The organism is Fusibacillus kribbianus (assembly GCF_030053595.1).
Taxonomy (GTDB): domain Bacteria; phylum Bacillota; class Clostridia; order Lachnospirales; family Lachnospiraceae; genus Lientehia; species Lientehia kribbiana.
This window is the reverse complement of record NZ_JASGBQ010000006.1, coordinates 1-17,666: the sequence shown is the minus strand read 5'-3', so window position 1 is coordinate 17,666 and position 17,666 is coordinate 1. Positions and strand designations below refer to the sequence as shown.

Sequence of the window (17,666 nt, the reverse complement as noted above, 5' to 3'; positions counted from 1 at the left end):
TTCCCCTATCCCTGCAGTACCATCATTAGTGCCGGTACAAACTGCTTCTTTCTGGACACCACTCCGGGCAGTACCACCGCCTGGTTCTGGGGCCTGCAGCCGGGGAAGGCCTGCTCTAAGAGCTGTCCGCCGCTTATGCTGTCGCAGAGCACCTCCGTGGACTCGTCCAGAATGCTGGTCAGCATAAAGAACAAAAGGTCCACCTTGTGCTTTGCCTTCATCTGCTCCAGAAAAGGGATCATTCGCCCCCTCAGGTCTTCCAGCTCCTCCTCATCCATGGAGCTGATCTGAGAAATTCCCACGGTCGTACCATCCATGTCAAAGACCTTATAATCCTGATAAAAAATATCCTTTTCCGTTTTCTGCTTCAGATCGCTGCCGGCAGCAAACATTTCCCGGGCCAGCTGCTTCGTGTCGATTCCGGCAATGGATGCCAGCGTCTCTGCCGCCTGCCGGTCCACCTCAGTACAGGTAGGAGAACGGTACAGAAGAGTGTCAGACACAATGGCACTGCAGAGAAGGCCCGCCACCTCCGGTCCGATCTCTGCCCCGGATTCCCGGTACATCTGATAAATGATGGTTCCGGTACAGCCAAGAGGCTGATTGCGGAAAAACACCGGGGAAATGGTTTCCAGGCTTCCCAGCCTGTGATGATCAATGATCTCCAGGATCTCAGCACTCTCAATACCGGCCACCGCCTGAGCCCGCTCATTGTGGTCCACCAGGATCACCTGCTTCCGTTTCATGCCCAGCAGATTTCGTCTGGAAATCATCCCCTTATAATGGCCGTCCTTATCCAGGATCGGGAAATCCCGATGGCGCTTGCTGGCCATAACATCTTTGATATCATCCGTATAATCCTCAATATCAAAGCTGATAATATCTTTCGTTTTCATAAAATACCCGATGGGCATACTCTGATTGATCAGTCTGGAAGCCGTAAAGGTATCAAAGGGCGTGGAGATCACCGTACACTGATGCTCCTCTGCCAGCTTCTTGATGGTCATGGATACCGGCGCTCCGTCGCAGACCACGATACAGCCTGCATTCATTTCGATGGCACAGAGCTGGGATTCATACCGGTTCCCCAGGATCACCAGATCGTGTTCCTCAATGTAGGATTCCATCAGATCCGGATTGGCTGCCGCCACCAGTACCTTTCCCTTATCAAAATACGCGTTCTCGTCACCGACGATCACAATTCCTTCCAGCGTCTCCTTGATGTTGACATACTGGGTGCAGGCCGCCGACAGAATCGCACTGTCATACACATTCATATAGGAATTGGCAATGTCACCAATGGTGATCAGGCCTTCCAGATGATTGTCCCTGGTAATGGGCAAAGTGACCACTCCCAGCTCCTTCATCAAAGACCAGGCCTTCTTTAAAGAAATATTGGAACGCACCCCCTTTGTCTTCCGGATCTCAATATCCTTCACCTGAGTGCGGACATCCTCAATAAGCTCCGGCACCGGAATGTTGAATTTTTCCAGCACGTACTGGGTCTCAGGATTCACCACGCCCGCCCGGCATGCCACATGCTCGTTTCCGGTCAGTGCCTGTTTCAGTCTCGCGTATGAAATGGCCGAGCAAATGGAGTCCGTATCCGGATTCCTGTGGCCAACCACGATAATTTTCCGCCCTTTTTCCTGTATCATTCCTCTTCCTCCTCACCCTTTACGGTCATCTGCGGGCTTGTCCCGTCTTTTTATCCGGCGGGTATTGTTTACTTTTTGTTCACTGTGTGTTCATATTTTGTTCACATTTCGTTGTTATGCTATTTATATAAAAAAGAAACGAATTAAAAAGGTTTTTCGTCAAAATGCATATAGATTTTTCATAATTATCCCGGGGCGTATGCTCCGGGAACTCCTCGTTTTAGGGGAAAGTGTTTTCTTTTTTGGATAATCTGCACAAACAGGTACCCTGCTCTTTTTCTTCCCGATAACGCACATAAGCGGAGGGCGTATCCTAGCACCCTCCGCTTTCTTTCTGTCAGTCTGCCTTGGTCTCTTCGGAAGCCTCTGTCTCTCCTTCGGTTTCCTGAGCCTCTGTTTCTTCGCCTTCGTCTGCCGCAGTTTCCTCCGTCAGGATCCCGGCCATATCCTGAACCACCAGCGAGCTGCTGGAGTAATCCGGCTTGGCGTTCTGTGCCTTGATGTACTGGTTCCGCACGGTAATTCCGATTCCGGTTCCGATCCCGGCCAGCACCACCACTGCGATAAGAATGGTCACCAGTCTCATGAGCTTTTTCTGTTTGCGCTCCTTTTCAACCAGTTCCTTTCTTTTGGCCTTCTGCTCTTTATACTTATCTACTTTCTGCTGACTCATAATGACAGTCCCTTTCTACACATCATTGGACCGGATTTCTGCCGGTACTCCGCTATCATAACACAAATCGCCGTATTATTCAAGAGAATCCATGACCATTTTCGCTGCCCCGTAAATGCCGGCATCGTTGCCAAGGGTGGCCAGAGCCAGCTTTGCCTTCTCCTTGGTGAGAACGATCAGCGGGTCATAATGCTTCCGGATCAGATCCAGCAGATACTGTCCTGCCTTGGACACGCCGCCGCCGATTACGAAGATTTCCGGATCGATGACCTGAGATATGTACGCCAGAGCCCTTGCCAGATACAGCATGCAGTAATCCGCCACTTCTTCCGCCAGTTCGTCTCCCGCCTTGGCCGCATCAAACACATCCTTGGCTGTTACGTTTTCCTTCTCACGAAGAACAGACGGCTTGTCGCTTTCCTTCATAAACCGTCTGGCAATGCGGGCAATGCCCGTCGCCGAAGCGATCTGCTCCAGGCAGCCGTAATTTCCGCAGTTGCAGGCCTCCGGCTCCGGCCAGTTCCAGTCCATGACCATATGACCGATCTCGCCGCCCATCCCCTTGCTGCCTGCCACGATACGTCCGTCCAGGATCACGCCGCCGCCGACACCTGTTCCCAGGGTAACTGCCACCACGTCGCGATATCCCTTGCCGCCGCCCTGCCACATCTCACCGAGGGCAGCCACGTTGGCATCATTTCCGCCTTTTACAGGGATTCCGCCCAAAAGCTCAGAGAGCTCCTTCACCGGATTCCAGTCCCGCATACCGATATTTACAATAACTTCCACATATCCGTCGGGACGAATAGGACCGGGGACACCGATGCCGGCTCCCGCAAGATCCTCCATGGCAATTCCTGCCTCTTCCATATGTTTCTTTATGGAATCGGCAATATCGGGCGTTACATGTTTCCCGCCGTCTTCCTTTCTGGTGGGGATCTCCCACTTTCTGATCAGAGAAGCGTCCTCCTTAAAAAGCCCCAGCTTCGCTGTTGTTCCGCCTAAATCCACTCCTGCGTATACCTTTCCCATAAAAAACCTCCCTCTCCCTTAACGGATCTATTTGTTCTTTACAGATACTTTTTCAGTTTCTCCGCCTTGTCCAGACGCTCCCAGGAAAGATCCAGATCATTTCTTCCAAAATGTCCGTAAGCCGCTGTCTGCTTGTAAACGGGCTTTCTCAGATCCAGCATCTTAATGATTCCGGCAGGCCGAAGATCAAAGTTCTCCCGAATGATCTCCACCAGACGTTCATCGGACAGCTTTCCGGTTCCGAAGGTGTCCACCATGATGGAGGTGGGCTGTGCCACACCGATGGCGTAGGAGAGCTGGATCTCGCATTTGTCTGCCAGTCCTGCTGCTACCAGGTTTTTCGCCACATAGCGCGCCGCATAGGCTGCAGAGCGGTCCACTTTCGTGCAGTCCTTGCCGGAAAAAGCTCCGCCGCCGTGTCTTGCATAGCCGCCGTAAGTGTCAACAATGATCTTTCGTCCGGTGAGACCGCTGTCGCCGTGGGGGCCTCCGATCACAAAGCGTCCGGTCGGATTGATGAAGAATTTGGTGTTATCATCCACCAGCTCCGCCGGAAGCACCGGCTTAAATACATATTTCTTAATATCCTCATGGATCTGTTCCTGCGTTACATCCGGATCATGCTGGGTGGAAAGAACGACTGCATCCAGATGGATAGGCTTTCCGTTCTCCTCATACTCCACTGTCACCTGGCTCTTGCCGTCGGGGCGGAGATAACTGAGGGTACCGTCCTTTCTCACCTTTGTGAGCTGGCGGACCAGCTTGTGGGCCAGAGCGATAGGATAGGGCATATATTCCGGCGTCTCGTTGGTGGCATAACCGAACATCATTCCCTGATCGCCGGCTCCGATGGCTTCGATCTCCTCGTCGGACATCTTGTTTTCCTTTGCCTCCAGCGCTTTGTTTACTCCCATGGCGATATCGGCGGACTGCTCATCGATGGCAGTCAGCACCGCACAGGTGTTGCCGTCAAATCCATATTCGGATTTGTTGTAACCGATCTCCAGAACCGTATCGCGGACGATCTTCTGGATATCCACATACGCATTTGTTGTAATCTCTCCCATTACCATAACAAAGCCTGTATTACAGCAGGTCTCGCAGGCAACGCGGCTCATGGGATCCTGCTCCAGAAGAGCATCAAGGATCGCATCGGAGATCGCGTCACACATTTTATCGGGATGTCCCTCGGTAACGGATTCAGAAGTAAATAAGTACTTTTCCATGGTTTCTCCTTTCTCTTTCTACACTCCGTGCGCGCCGCTCTTCACGCCGTGCCGCCCTCCAGGCCTCCGGCCTGTCGGTCGCGGGCTGGCGCTTCCGCTTCCTCTGCGACGTGCGCGCCGCTCTCCACGCCGTGCCGCCCTCCACGCCTCCGGCCTGTCGGTCGCGGGCTGGCTCTTCCGCTTCCTCTGCGACGTGCGCGCCGCTCTTCACGCCGTGCCGCCCTCCACGCCTCCGGCCTGTCGGTCGCGGGCTGGCGCTTCCGCTTCCTCTGCGACGTGCGCGCCGCTCTCCACGCCGTGCCGCCCTCCAGGCCTCCGGCCTGTCGGTCGCGGGCTGGCGTTTCCGCTTCCTCTGCGACGTGCGCGCCGCTCTTCACGCCGTGCCGCCCTCCAGGCCTCCGGCCTGTCGGTCGCGGGCTGGCGCTTCCGCTTCCTCTGCGACGTGCACGCCGCCCTTCACGCCGTGCCGCCCTCCACGCCTCCGGCCTGTCGGTCGCGGGCTGGCGCTTCCGCTTCCTCTGCGACGTGCGCGCCACGCCTGCTTCACGCCGTGCCGCCCTCCACGCCTCCGGCCTGTCGGTCGCGGGCTGGCGCCCTATACCAGGAAGCCCCCGGATGCATCAGCGTGCAAGCACGCGCTGCACTAGGAGCTTCCTGGTGCACGGCTTGTAGCTTTCGCGTAAAGTAAGAGTCCGCCATAAGCGGACTCGATATGATCGTATCTAATCCTCTTATTGTTCGATAGCTCGCTCAGGTTGGCACCTTCCACTAAGGGGGTTGCCGTGGCTTCACAGGTCCTCTGTACCTCCACCACTCTGAATAAGGGAATTGCGGACTCCATATGAAATTTCAACCGTTTTCACGGCTAGCTGCTCCTCTAAAATAACGCAGTTTTCCGGCTGTGTCAAGGGATTTCTGACACATTTGAAAAAGTGTCAGAAAATGCCATCTGCCGTCCCGGTCTGCAGTCCGGTCTTAATTCTTCAGACCACTTCCAGCTTCAGACGGGAAATATCCTTATCGTCCTCCGCCTGATAAATGCAGGCTCCCAGGGCGCGAAGCTTTTCATCAAAGCGCTCGTAGCCTCTCAGGATATATTTGGTCTCATCTACCACCGTGTGCCCCTCGGCAGCCAGTCCGGCAAGAACCAGCGCTGCCCCGGCACGAAGATCCGGTGCGCTCACATCGGCTCCCATCAGGCGGCGCACACCGCTTATAACAGCCACATTGCCTTCTACCTTGATATTGGCGCCCATGCGTGCCAGCTCATCCACATACTTGAACCGGTTCTCGAAAATACTCTCAGTCACCATGCTGGTACCCTCAGCCAGAGACAGGGCCACAGAGATCTGAGGCTGCATATCCGTGGGGAAACCGGGATAGGGAAGCGTCTTTACATGGGTATATTTCAGTCTTGATTTGCAGACCACGCGGACCGCATCATCAAATTCGATGACCTCGCAGCCCATCTCCTTAAGCTTGGCAGAGATAGCCTCCAGATGCTTCGGGATCACATTTTTTACAGTCACGTCACCCATGGTGACCGCTGCAGCAAACATGAACGTCCCCGCCTCGATCTGGTCGGGGATAATGGAATACGTCGTTCCGTGAAGCTTCGGCACACCCTTGATGCGGATCACATCGGTACCGGCGCCCTTGATATTGGCACCCATGCTGTTGAGCAGGTTTGCCACATCCACGATATGGGGCTCCTTGGCCGCATTCTCCAGAATCGTACTGCCCTCGGCCAAAGCTGCCGCCAGCATGATATTGATGGTAGCGCCCACGGACACCATGTCCAGATAAATATGGCCGCCTGTCAGCTGTCTTGCCTCAGCCACCACCATGCCGTGCTCAACCGCCACGCTGGCGCCCAGGCCGCGAAAGCCCTTCAGGTGCTGGTCAATGGGCCTGCTGCCGATATTGCAGCCGCCCGGCAGAGATACCTCCGCCTTCCTGTATTTTCCGAGAAGCGCTCCCAGAAGATAATAGGACGCTCTGATCCTCTTGATAAAATCATCATTTACACGAACTGCTGTTATGGAAGAACCATTGATGCGAACCGTGTGGGCATCCAGCCGGCAGACCTTTGCACCGATCCCCTCGATAGCTTCCAGAAGTACATTGATATCCCGCACATCCGGAAGATTCTCTATGGTCACATCCTCATCCGCCATGATGGCAGCCGCCAGAATTCCCAGCGCCGCATTTTTTGCGCCTCCGATCACGACATCGCCCACCAGCGGGTTTCCGCCCTTAATCACATATTGCATGATGACACCTCATCTACATTTCCTTTATTCAAACAACGAAAACTCGTCTTAGTTCCAGTTTGCACTATTACCTTGTGGTCTATTATAGCAATCTCTTTCCAATTTGTAAAATCTTTTTTACTTTTTGTAAGAATTCCTTAATATTTTTTGTGCATCAGCGGACCCAGCTGACAAAAGGATACCCATAGGAGCCGTAATATTCCTCCGCATCCTCCTCAGACATCAGATACGTTCCGCCGGCAAGAGGATCGTAGATGATCAGATTTTTGTAAATATCGTAGCCAACGATCAGCTCCGCCTTATCGCCCTGTGTCACGGCCAGCACCGGATACCCCCGGTCCACATAGTAGAGCATCTGGTTGAGAATACAGCCCTCCAGGTCCACCGCCTGGCCCGGCATGGTCTCATTAAGGATCTCCCAGGCACTCTTTCCCGCCTGAAGCTCCCCGACTGTATCTGCCGTGCGGCCCTCCAGAGACAGCATCGCCGAAAGGCAGACTGCCAGCCGGTCTCCTTCTGCCGCTGCCGTGGGCGCACTTTCCATATCAATAAGCGCCTCCGTTTTTCTGTTTGCCCTGGTCCAGACGTAATTCTGCCTGCTGCCGATCACCACTCCCATGGAATCATAAATGCTGTCGATGGCCTCTGCCGGCGAATAATAAACGCCCTCCAGCCTTCCATTGGCATACGCGTAATACTTTTCCGTTGTTTTTCCCGCGTCTGCCGTAGACGTAAGCTTCAGCACACGGCTGTCGTTTCCGGCCACCTCCTTGGGCGTGGTAATGCTCAAAGTCTTCGTTTTATTGTCGGAGGAAGCCAGATCCAGCCCGTAGGTGGTCTTTTTGATCTTTGAGACCCGGGTCACCACCACCGACTTTTCTTCCTCATTGATCTGATTCTGGATCAGAGCGTCATCCTCCGCCGCCACCCAGGCGCCGTCCCCATCACGCACCTCCCGGAACAGCTGGATCTTTCCCTCTTCCACCTGAATATCACGAATGTAGATTCCGTCTCTGTGATAGGTGGTCTGGAGCTTCTGATCCTTCCCCATGATCTCAATGGCATACATGGGATAATTGACCACCAGATTTCCTCTTTCGATGTCCGCCTCTTTTGCTCTGCCGTAGATAAAATCCCCGTCAATGAAGCCCAGGGCACGGATGACCTCTCCCTGCGGCGCCTCAATGGTATAAGTCGTACCGTCGTCCATATAAAAGACATGGATCGTCTTCCCGCCGTAAATGTCTTCCTCCTCCTGCCATGCCACAGCGCTGGAATCGCCGCTGATGACAAAGGAATCCTCCCTCATGCCGCTGATCAGCTCCACGTATTCCTCTCCGGAAAAATCGATGGCATAAATGCTGTTTCCGAACATAAGGTAAAACAGCTGGTTATTGCCCACATAGGACAGCGTACCGATCTCCTCCTTCATAACCTGATAAGGCTTATCGGACGGGATATAGAAAATTTCATTGATGGCATTGTCATTTCTCGTATACTGATAAAAAGCCAGGCCGCACTCACCCTCATGGCTGCCCCGGTTCATATAGCCGTATACGGTAAAAGCCACATTTCCGCTGTCATCCACATTGATGATGCGGAATTTATGCTGATCATAAAGAGTCCGGATGCCATCGTCATTCTTTTCCTCGAAGGAAAACAGCTTCGACGCCTCATTCTCCTTTTTGTTGTAGCCCCACAGCTCGCCGTCGGCCACAAAGGCCGTGTAATCTCCGGCGCTCTGAAGCTCAATGGGCAGATTGGAGGGGCTTATAATTCCCAGATCAATGCTTCCGTCCTGCACGGTGGCATCGGACGCCTCAAAGGCCTGGTCCATGGTCCTCTCATAGGAGATCAGCCACAGCTTGCCGTCCACATAACGGACGCAGAAAAACTCCTTGACCCGGTAGGTCTCCACCTTTCCGGAATCTCCCTCCGCCGTCACGCTATAGGAAAGCTGGATGGAGCCGACCATTTCATTCATTTCCTTGATGTCCACACGGATCTCGCCGGAACGCTTGGGATCCAGATCTCCCCAGGTCACGTGGCGGTAGCTGGACCGGATGTCCGCATACCCGAGGGAACTGTCGTCGGAGTCATTGCTGCTCTCCAGCTGAATGGTCAGCTCCTCGTTGACCGTCTTGGAAAATGCCAGCTCGCTGAAATTCTGGGCAAAGGCGATCTGATCACCGATGTGGGTGTCCTCATAATAACGGATCCTGGTATAATAACAGATATCGTCCCGTTTCTCTGTGGTGACCTTTATGACCAGAACGTACTCGGTATCTTTTGCCAGAAGATCCTGAAGAATCAGTTCTCCCCGGACCGTTTCACTGTCGCCGGAAAGAGCTGCCACCGCCTTGGACTCGATGAGATTCGTTCCGTCCAGGCTGCGCACGTCGTATTCCACCGATTTGATCTTATTTCCATAGGTCTTTATGCAAAAAGGCAGCTTCCTGTCGGCCGGAATGGGGGTAATCGTATCTCTCATGGACGGAATATCCATGGCGGCAGTATAGCCGTGCAGGGTATTGACGGCACTTCCCTCAAAATCCATAACCACCACCGGCAGGGTGGCGCCGTCCATCACCGCGTATACGACCTCCTGTTCCTTTTTTCTGGTCAGAAAAAGGACTGCAGCCACTGCAGCCACGAAAACCAGAACCAGAATCATGATGCGTCTCAGTATTTTTTTCATGGGTACACTCCCTGTTTATCAAATATAGCCATGGCAAGTTTACCATGACTATATTGTAAAAGCAATCCTCTGAAACCACAACTGATTTTTTTCTTAAGATCTCACCAGTATTTTCTTTTTAAGCCCCTGCGGTGGACCCGGCGTCTGCACACCTCGTGATACAAGAGCACCTCGATGGCAGCCCGGAGCCATTCCGCCTCCCTCTCGTCAGTGTCCTCGGTGATCTCGGTGCGGTAAAGCTCGTCGCAAAGCTTTCTGAGTCCGATCCGGTCGGGATATTCGTCATACAGAATGCTTCCCTCATAGTCAATGGTATCACACAGATCCCCAACCTTCATCTGAAGCCGCTTCATCCGTTCCGGATACATAGCCTGAAAATACTCCATATCCCGACCGGTTTCCCGGTTATCGTCCCAAAGCCCGACGACATCACCGGACCGCCTGTTCTTTCCGGCCAGCTCCGATGCCCGCATCCAGGCGGCCGGGCCGGCCAGGGTCCCGGGATAGGAATGCCGGAAGGGACGGCCCCCGTAATAGTCCCAAATAAAATCACTGTATCGTTCTGCCATCTGACTGCCACCTTATTCTCATACTATACTACAGCATATGCAAAACGGCAGCCAAAGGTTCAGTAATCGACTGCGATCATCGGACAGCCCAGATGGAATACGGTCCGGTCCAGGACCTCGTCGTAGGATACTGCCAGATTCAGGTTGACCGCTCCCTCCGGAAGCTCTCTCGTCTCCCCTGCTCCCCCGGCATAGGCGTAAACCGTGTAAAGGTCCTCTACGTCCACAGAGGCGATCTGCTCTGCCCCCATGCTTTCCAGCAGGGACTCCGCCGCGATGTGCTTCTCCTCCCCGGAAAGCTGCCCCGCAAAGCTGCCGGTAAGCTCCAGATAAACAGTTCCGCCGATGCCCAAGCGGTCCGTAAACGCAAGAAGCCTCTGCCGCTCCTCCAAAGCCCGCTCTGCGCCGCCCTGTCCGGTCAGATCCCCGATCTGAAGCTCCGCCCGGATGTAATTCTTCTGCCTGACCTCACATTCCCCCGCCGGCTCTTCCTTCGTCAGGAAGGAAAGGGTCAGTCCTCCGTCCTCCCAGCTCCGGTAAGCATTCTCAAGGAACGCGTCCTTTTCCTCCTGCAGATAAAAGGCGTCGTCCAGATACCCTTCCCGGTGAATATAGCAGGAAAGCTCCGCAAAATTGGCCTTCTCGAAGGCGGTAAACACCGTCTCTCCGGGCTCCTCCATCCGTCCCACCGCCTGCAGCACTGCAAGGAAACACATGATGACAAGGAGCAGGAAGGCCAGAAGAAGCTTCTGTCTGAGCCCCGGCTTTTTCCCCAGTCGTTCCATAAAAAAATCCCCCTTTTCCGATTCCTTCTATACAGAAGGATTACCGAAAAAGGGGAATTTATGCAGGACTCTCAATTTCTGACAAAGAGTCTTTATTCCATTGTGTAAGGCATCAGGGAAAGATGTCTTGCTCTCTTGATGGCAACGGTCAGTGCGCGCTGATGCTTTGCGCAGTTTCCGGTGATTCTTCTGGGAAGAATCTTGCCTCTCTCAGATACGTATCTCTTCAACTTTGCTACGTCCTTGTAATCAATGACGCCATTTTTATCACCGCAGAATACGCAGACTTTCTTTCTTCTGCGTCCGCCTCTTCTCTTCATGGGAGAATCTGCTCTGTCACCTTTTGTGTAAGCCATGGTTAAAACCTCCTTATTCCGAATATTGTCTAGTTAAACGGGAGACCCTCATCCTCTACTCCATCGGGAATATTCATAAAGCCGTCATCCACAGCCGCGCTGGGCTGAGGTCTGGACTCCTGACGATAGAAGCCGCCGGCATTCTGCGTCTGTGCAGACGCATTTTTGCTCTCCGCAAACTCCTGATCCTCCACTACCACATCTGTGGTATAGACCTTCTGGCCATCCCTGTTGGTATAGCTGCCGGTCTGGATCCTGCCTGTAACCACGATCTTCGTGCCCTGGTGCAGATATTTCTCCGCAAATTCAGCGCTTCTTCCGAATGCGACACAGGAAATGAAATCTGCTGTCTGCTCTCCGCCATTGTCCCCGCCTCTGCTGAAACGTCTGTCAACAGCCAGCGTATATCTGGCAACCGCCGTCGCTCTCTCACCCTGAGAATAGCGAATGTCGGGCTCTCTGGTCAGTCTTCCCATGAGTATAACTTTATTCATGCGATCCCCTCTTTTCTCCGATTACGCGTCCTGTCTTACGCACAGATATCTGATTACGGGCTCCATAATACGAACATGGCTTTCCACTTCGTTAGGGCAGTTGGAATCAGACTCGAACTGGATGAAGTAATAGAATCCTTCCTTCATCTTCTGGATTTCGTAAGCAAGTCTCTTCTTGCCCCACTCGTCCACATTTGTGATGGTGCCGCCGAAACGGGTAATGTAAGATTTCGCCTTCTCCAATGCGGCTGCTCTCTCTTCCTCTTCCAGCTTTGCACTCAGCACAAGCGCTAATTCATATTTGTTCATGCTGTTTTACCTCCTTTTGGTCTCTGGCCCCCCGCTTTTCCATCAGGGAGCAAGGAAATATGAAATACTGTCACAAATCAAGATTCTACCATGTTTTTTCAAGGTTTGCAAGTGTTTTCGCAGACTTTCTGCGGCTTTCTCCTCTTTTACCGGATGCCCCGGCAGTTTTTTTCCACCAGCTTCCGGGGTACCATGATCAGGTGGCCGCAGCCCATGCATTTTAATTTGAAATCCATGCCGACCCGAAGGATCTCCCACTCGCTGCTGCCGCAGGGATGAGGCTTTTTCAGCTTTACGATATTGCCGATTTCAAACTCCATAAAGACCTCCTCACTCAAGAAATATCTGCAGTGTTTTTCCAATGGGTTCCGCAATGACAAGATCGGCCCGGCTGTCCATGGGCGTCGCTCCCTTGTTGATGAGCACCAGCTTCCTTCCCCGGTAATAATCCACAAGTCCGGCCGCCGGATAGACCGTCAGGGAGGTCCCGCCGATGATCAGCACATCCGCCGCCGCAATATAGGAGATCGCCTTCTGCATGGTCCCGTAATCCAGCCCTTCCTCGTAAAGGACCACGTCCGGCTTGATGATCCCGCCGCATTCGCAGAGCGGAATCCCCTTCGATTCCAGAATATAATCCGCATCATAAAATTTTCCGCACCTGGTACAGTAATTCCGGTGGACGGAGCCGTGAAGCTCCAGCACCTCTCTGCTTCCGGCCATTTGATGAAGGCCGTCGATATTCTGGGTGATCACCGCCTTAAGCTTTCCCTGCTCCTCCAGCCGCGCCAGAGCCAAGTGGGCCGCATTGGGCTTCGCTTCCTTAAAGATCATCTTCTTTTTATAGAAGCGATAGAATTCATCGGTATGCCTCTGATAAAAGCTGTGGCTTAAAATCGTTTCGGGAGGATACGCATACTCCTGATTGTAGAGGCCGTCCACGCTGCGAAAGTCCGGAATATTGCTTTCCGTTGACACACCGGCCCCACCGAAAAACACAATGTTATTGCTGTTCAAAACCCATTCCCTTAAGATTTCAACCTGGTTCATTTTATTCCTCCCTTCCTTATCGCATGACGTGCGCAGCCCGCAGGTCATGCATTGACGAATGCCCCCGGGGATTTAAGCTCACACGATCTCATTGATAAAAGGCCGCCTGCACATCCGCACGTCCTCCGGAAACCCCGCTGCCCGCTTTCCGCAGGCAAGCCAGAGAAAAAGCTCCTCCGCCGTACAGCTTACATCCGCATGACCGTCCTCCAGACGCTCTGCCCTGCTTCCTTCCGGCCCGAGCTTCCACCGGTAAAGGCCGCTGTTCTCCTCCAGAAAGCTGTCGGTGAGAGAAATGCAAAGCTCCATGACCTTCTCTGCCGAAAAAAGCTCCAGAAACGCCTTCGCATCTGTGATCCGGCCCATAATGATCGGTTTCGTTCCTTCCATAGAAAAGGCTGCGCCGGAAACAGGAAGCTCTGCCTCCTGCCCATTGAAAAACCATCGGCGAAGAGCCCTCAGAATGTCCTCCCTGTCTTCTGCCCTGCACAGGATCTCCCGGATCTCCACCGGCTCCCTTCCCCAGAAGGGAACTGCCGCCATCATCCTATCCATCCTTCCGATGTTTCCCGTCTGCTCCGGTCCGTCGTCCTCTGCCGCCGCCCGTTCCAAAAGGAGAAGGCCGCCGCCCTCGCTGGCAAGCTCATCAAAGAGCATCTCAAAATAATGGTTATCACGCTTTGTATAAAAATCAAACTGTCCGTCCTGCAGCTTTTCTGCAAGCCGAACCAGTGCCGGAATGTCCGAAGCCTCCGCCAGGCGGGCCTTCAGGCGGCTGCATGGAACAGGCTCTTCTGTTTTCAGCCGACCGGTATTCATCTCATAAAAGAAACGGAAGCCAAAGGGATAATAAATCGCCTCGCTGGCCGGCATCAGAAATACAAAGGGCATGTTCTTTTTCCTCATGTCCTCCAGACTTCTGTGGAGCAGTCTCCTCATCAGTCCCCGATGGCGGTATTCCTCACGGGTCGCCACCGCGATGATATAGCGGCTCTCCACCGTATGTCCCGCCGTTCCCCAGGGCCTTACCTCCATCCGGTAAGGGTTCAGCTGAACCATGGAAATCAGCGTATCCCCGGCATAAATGCCGTAGCATTCATTGTCCGTATATTTCCATCTGTCATAATAATCCAGAAAGGAGGCGGAGTCCTCCGCAAAGATCTTTTCCCAGAGACTCCTGCATTCCCGCTTCTCCTCTCCGCAAAGAAGACGCGGAGAGCCAAATTCATATGCTTCTTTCCCTGCATCGTGTCTGTCCGACATTTACCGCTCCCTGATCTTATATTTTTTCGCAAAGCCAATGGGATTATAGGACTGCTTTGCCTTTCTGAGTCCCGGCAGTCCCACATCATCCTCCCGGTTTACAAGCTTCACATGAGGAAACTCATGGATCAAAAACTGCTGATTGATAAAAGGATACATTCCCCGGATGTCGGGATTTGCCTTTTCAATGTGAATGATCGCCATATCCTCGGCGGCATTGTAGCTTCCCATGGAGAAGGCCTCCATCTGCCCGTCCACATAGACGCCGCCCATCCGCACGCCCAGCATGCTGCACTGATTCAGGATACTGTGGATCCCTTCCACCTCCGGATCCAGGGTTCCCTCCACCTGGGTTCCCTTCATGCTCCTCCAACGGTCCAAAAACCGCCACATATCGCTTCTGTCGGAACAGCACAGAGTCCTGTATTCATAACGGCCTTCATATTCTTTCATGAAGGCATTGACGTGATTTTTCTTTTTATGATATTTCTTTCCGGCCAGAGTCCGAAGGGCCTCCCCGTCATACAGATAATCTGCCGCATCCGGCTGCTCTATCACATCAAACTCCGACGGGTCCAGCTTGAGAAGCTCCACTGCAGCCTCGTCCGCCAGATAGATCTTAAGCTTCTGCCCGAGGACTTCATTGAAATACTGCTTTGTATCGAAAAAATAATGGCGCAGATCTTCTGCTTTGCACAGGGGAAGCGCTGCGAAGGGCTCTCCGTTTATCCTCATCTTCCACTCGACTGCTCTGCCCCCGTCACAGATACAGTATTCCACATGATAATAATCCTTCCATAAAAAGCTGTCCAGAAATACGCTGTCGCAGGTCTTATTGGAACGCATTGCAAAATACCTTGGCAGAATCTCCACATCCTCCGCCGATATTTTCTTAAAATCCCATTTCATGGTATCGTATCTTCCTCTTTTCTCTGTCATATCCAGCAATAAAAGGCACTTTCGCAACAACCCAGTCATTACAAAAAGTGCCTCTATTATTATATAACTTTGCCAAAAACCTGTCAAGGTAAGGCCGGCGCACGCGGACATTCCCTGTTAATTCCATCAATTCTTTCATTGATTTTTCACAGATTTGTTATAGAATAGAGCGTATGCAGCATTATAAAAATTTTTACATGGATCTTACATAGAAATGAGGTAACGATTTTGATTATTTCCCGGATCAAAAAAGCTCGGTATCCCCGATGGTTTATGGCTGTTCTGATCGTCGTGGTTCCTGTTCTTTCCTATTATTTGATGGAGCTCATGACCCACAACCCCTTTGAGATCCCGTTTCAGCTTCAGCTTCTGGGCTGGCTGTTCTGTTATCTTCTCACAGGGCTTCTGTTTTTCTTTACCGGAAGGATGAATCTGGCGCTGATTTTGATGCAGCTTTTCATCGCGGTCCTCGGCACCGTCAATTATTTTGTGCTCCAGTTCCGCCAGTCCCCCATTCTTCCCTGGGATATTGCTTCTGCGGGGACAGCTCTCTCCGTGGCCGACCATTTTTCCTTTCAGTTTACGGCCCGGCTGGGCGGCATCCTGTTTGCCTGGCTGATCATGCTTCTTCTTTCCGTGAAGGTGTCCGTCCGCATGAAAGGTCAGTGGAAAAAACGGGCGGCGGGCCTTGGCCTGACCGCCGCTTTGTCCGTCCTCTATGTACTCTGCCTCCAGAGCGATTCCATTATGAATGCCCTGGATGTTTACGAGATGCCCTTCACCCAGGATTACACCTATGAGCAGAACGGCTTTTTCGTAAGCTTTCTGGTCAACACCAAATATCTGAAGGTGGATAAACCGGAGGAATATTCGCCCGAGCGTGCGGAAGAGATTCTTGAAAACGCAGATAATGACAGCAGCGAAAAGTCCGGCAGTGAAGAAACCGGAAACGAAGAAGCCGGAAACCGGGCAGCCTCAGGCAGCAGCTCTTCGGCGGCAGTCTCAGCCAGACCTCTTTCCCGCAGCTTTAGCTCCTCCTTCGTTTCCCGGGATGAGGATATGCCCAACATCATCGTCGTCATGAACGAGGCCTTTTCCGATCTGTCGGTCATCGGCGATTTCCAGGCCTCTGAGGATTACATGCCCTTCTTCCGCTCCCTTTACGGAAGCGAGAACACCATTTCCGGCAACGTATTCGTCTCTGTCCTGGGCGGCAACACAGCCAACACGGAATTTGAATTTCTCACCGGCGACACCATGGCCTTCCTTCCCACCGGAAGCATTCCCTATCAGCAGTTTATTTCCGACGAGCTTCCTGCCCTGCCGGAGCTTCTTCGGGAATACGGCTATACCACCACAGCCCTCCACCCCTACAATTCCAACGGATGGCGGCGGGACAGCGTTTATCCCCTTCTGGGCTTCGATGATTTCCTTTACAATGGAACCTTCCATTATCAGAAACGGCTACGCGGCTATATCACCGATGAAGCCGCCTTTCAGGAGATCATTCGTACATACGAAGAGAAAGACGAGGAGGGTCCTTTCTTCTCCTTCCTGGTAACCATGCAGAACCACGGCGGCTACGCCAAGGAATGGAACGGTTTCGAACGGACCATCACCGTCTCCGGCCGGGAGGACGATGAGCTTTCCAGGATCAATGCTTATCTGACCCTTTTAAAGGTCACAGACGACGCCTTCCGGGATCTGATCTCCTATTATGAAGCTGTGGACGAGAAGACCATCATCCTGATGTTCGGCGATCACCAGCCCAACGTGGAAACCGGTTTTCTGGAAGAGCTTTACGGCAAGGATTACGATGAGCTTACACCTGAGGAGCTGGCGCTCCGCTATCAGACTCCCTTTGTCCTCTGGGCCAATTACGACATCGAAGAGGCCGAAAATGTGGACATCAGTGCCAATTACCTGAGCACCCTTCTGATGGATGCCGCCGGACTTCCCAAGTCCGCCTACCAGAACTTCCTGAGTGAGCTTCGCGAAAAGCTTCCCGTCATCACCGCCAATTTTGCCATTGATGCGGACGGAAATTTCTACAGCTCCTCCGAATACGATCAGCTCGCCGATGTTCTGGAGGATTATGAGATCATTCAGTATTATCATTTATTCGACAACGAGCACCGGAAGAATGAAATCTTCTTAAGCTCTGATTGACAGCGTCCGGTTTATCACTCCAGCCAAGGCAGACCTTCTATAAAAATCCAGAAGGGGCTGTTGCAAAAGTAGAGTAATAATCTACGGAGCAGCAGCTCCTTTTTTGTACGAAAACAGAAAACGGGCCCCAAAAGGACCCGCATCCGTGGTATAATTAAGTATGTCAAGTACA

At 52.7% G+C, this 17,666-nt stretch carries 16 protein-coding genes and 1 riboswitch; of the genes, 1 reads left to right on the top strand and 15 read right to left on the bottom strand.

The window, feature by feature from the left end; genetic code table 11:
* Window positions 1-5: 5 nt before the first annotated feature.
* The 15 genes from QJ036_RS05520 to QJ036_RS05450 form a co-directional block, all read right to left on the bottom strand.
* Window positions 6-1,658 carry a putative manganese-dependent inorganic diphosphatase gene (locus tag QJ036_RS05520; protein WP_283230448.1) on the bottom strand — a complete coding sequence of 551 codons (1,653 nt, stop codon included), beginning with the start codon at window positions 1,656-1,658 and terminating at the stop codon, window positions 6-8.
* 337 nt (window positions 1,659-1,995) lie between these two features.
* The gene (locus QJ036_RS05515) at window positions 1,996-2,331 is read right to left on the bottom strand and encodes a hypothetical protein (protein WP_283230447.1); all 336 of its coding nucleotides are present in this window, start codon (window positions 2,329-2,331) and stop codon (window positions 1,996-1,998) included.
* A 75-nt stretch (window positions 2,332-2,406) separates the two neighbouring features.
* Complete coding sequence (locus tag QJ036_RS05510; RefSeq protein WP_283230446.1) at window positions 2,407-3,363, bottom strand: ROK family glucokinase; 957 nt, start codon at window positions 3,361-3,363, stop codon at window positions 2,407-2,409.
* Window positions 3,364-3,401: 38 nt separating this feature from the next.
* Window positions 3,402-4,589: a methionine adenosyltransferase gene (metK, locus tag QJ036_RS05505; RefSeq protein ID WP_283230445.1), complete on the bottom strand. Its 1,188-nt coding sequence runs from the start codon at window positions 4,587-4,589 to the stop codon at window positions 3,402-3,404.
* 728 nt (window positions 4,590-5,317) lie between these two features.
* Window positions 5,318-5,415: riboswitch (SAM riboswitch) on the bottom strand.
* A 157-nt stretch (window positions 5,416-5,572) separates the two neighbouring features.
* Entirely contained in the window at window positions 5,573-6,862 is a 1,290-nt protein-coding gene (locus QJ036_RS05500; RefSeq protein ID WP_331487489.1) for a UDP-N-acetylglucosamine 1-carboxyvinyltransferase, read from the bottom strand.
* A 154-nt stretch (window positions 6,863-7,016) separates the two neighbouring features.
* A complete protein-coding gene (locus tag QJ036_RS05495; RefSeq protein WP_283230444.1) occupies window positions 7,017-9,560 on the bottom strand; it encodes a cysteine peptidase family C39 domain-containing protein in 2,544 nt (847 codons plus the stop codon).
* A gap of 101 nt (window positions 9,561-9,661) precedes the next feature.
* Window positions 9,662-10,129 carry a hypothetical protein gene (locus tag QJ036_RS05490; RefSeq protein WP_283230443.1) on the bottom strand — a complete coding sequence of 156 codons (468 nt, stop codon included), beginning with the start codon at window positions 10,127-10,129 and terminating at the stop codon, window positions 9,662-9,664.
* 59 nt (window positions 10,130-10,188) lie between these two features.
* Window positions 10,189-10,914: a YwmB family TATA-box binding protein gene (locus QJ036_RS05485; protein ID WP_283230442.1), complete on the bottom strand. Its 726-nt coding sequence runs from the start codon at window positions 10,912-10,914 to the stop codon at window positions 10,189-10,191.
* Window positions 10,915-11,006: 92 nt separating this feature from the next.
* A complete protein-coding gene (gene rpsR, locus QJ036_RS05480) occupies window positions 11,007-11,270 on the bottom strand; it encodes a 30S ribosomal protein S18 (RefSeq protein WP_283230441.1) in 264 nt (87 codons plus the stop codon).
* Between the two features lie 29 nt (window positions 11,271-11,299).
* On the bottom strand, window positions 11,300-11,764 hold the full coding sequence (locus QJ036_RS05475; RefSeq protein WP_283230440.1) for a single-stranded DNA-binding protein: 465 nt from the start codon (window positions 11,762-11,764) through the stop codon (window positions 11,300-11,302).
* Between the two features lie 21 nt (window positions 11,765-11,785).
* Window positions 11,786-12,073, bottom strand: a complete 288-nt coding sequence (gene rpsF, locus QJ036_RS05470; protein ID WP_283230439.1) for a 30S ribosomal protein S6 — start codon at window positions 12,071-12,073, stop codon at window positions 11,786-11,788.
* A 146-nt stretch (window positions 12,074-12,219) separates the two neighbouring features.
* Entirely contained in the window at window positions 12,220-12,393 is a 174-nt protein-coding gene (locus QJ036_RS05465; protein WP_283230438.1) for a DUF951 domain-containing protein, read from the bottom strand.
* A 10-nt stretch (window positions 12,394-12,403) separates the two neighbouring features.
* Window positions 12,404-13,123 carry an NAD-dependent protein deacylase gene (locus tag QJ036_RS05460; protein WP_283230437.1) on the bottom strand — a complete coding sequence of 240 codons (720 nt, stop codon included), beginning with the start codon at window positions 13,121-13,123 and terminating at the stop codon, window positions 12,404-12,406.
* A gap of 78 nt (window positions 13,124-13,201) precedes the next feature.
* Entirely contained in the window at window positions 13,202-14,386 is a 1,185-nt protein-coding gene (locus QJ036_RS05455) for a GNAT family N-acetyltransferase (RefSeq protein ID WP_283230436.1), read from the bottom strand.
* Window positions 14,387-15,295: a DUF2156 domain-containing protein gene (locus tag QJ036_RS05450; RefSeq protein WP_283230435.1), complete on the bottom strand. Its 909-nt coding sequence runs from the start codon at window positions 15,293-15,295 to the stop codon at window positions 14,387-14,389.
* 258 nt (window positions 15,296-15,553) lie between these two features.
* On the opposite strand from QJ036_RS05450, the gene QJ036_RS05445 reads away from it, so the two are divergent.
* Window positions 15,554-17,494, top strand: a complete 1,941-nt coding sequence (locus QJ036_RS05445) for an LTA synthase family protein (protein WP_283230434.1) — start codon at window positions 15,554-15,556, stop codon at window positions 17,492-17,494.
* Window positions 17,495-17,666 lie beyond the last annotated feature (172 nt).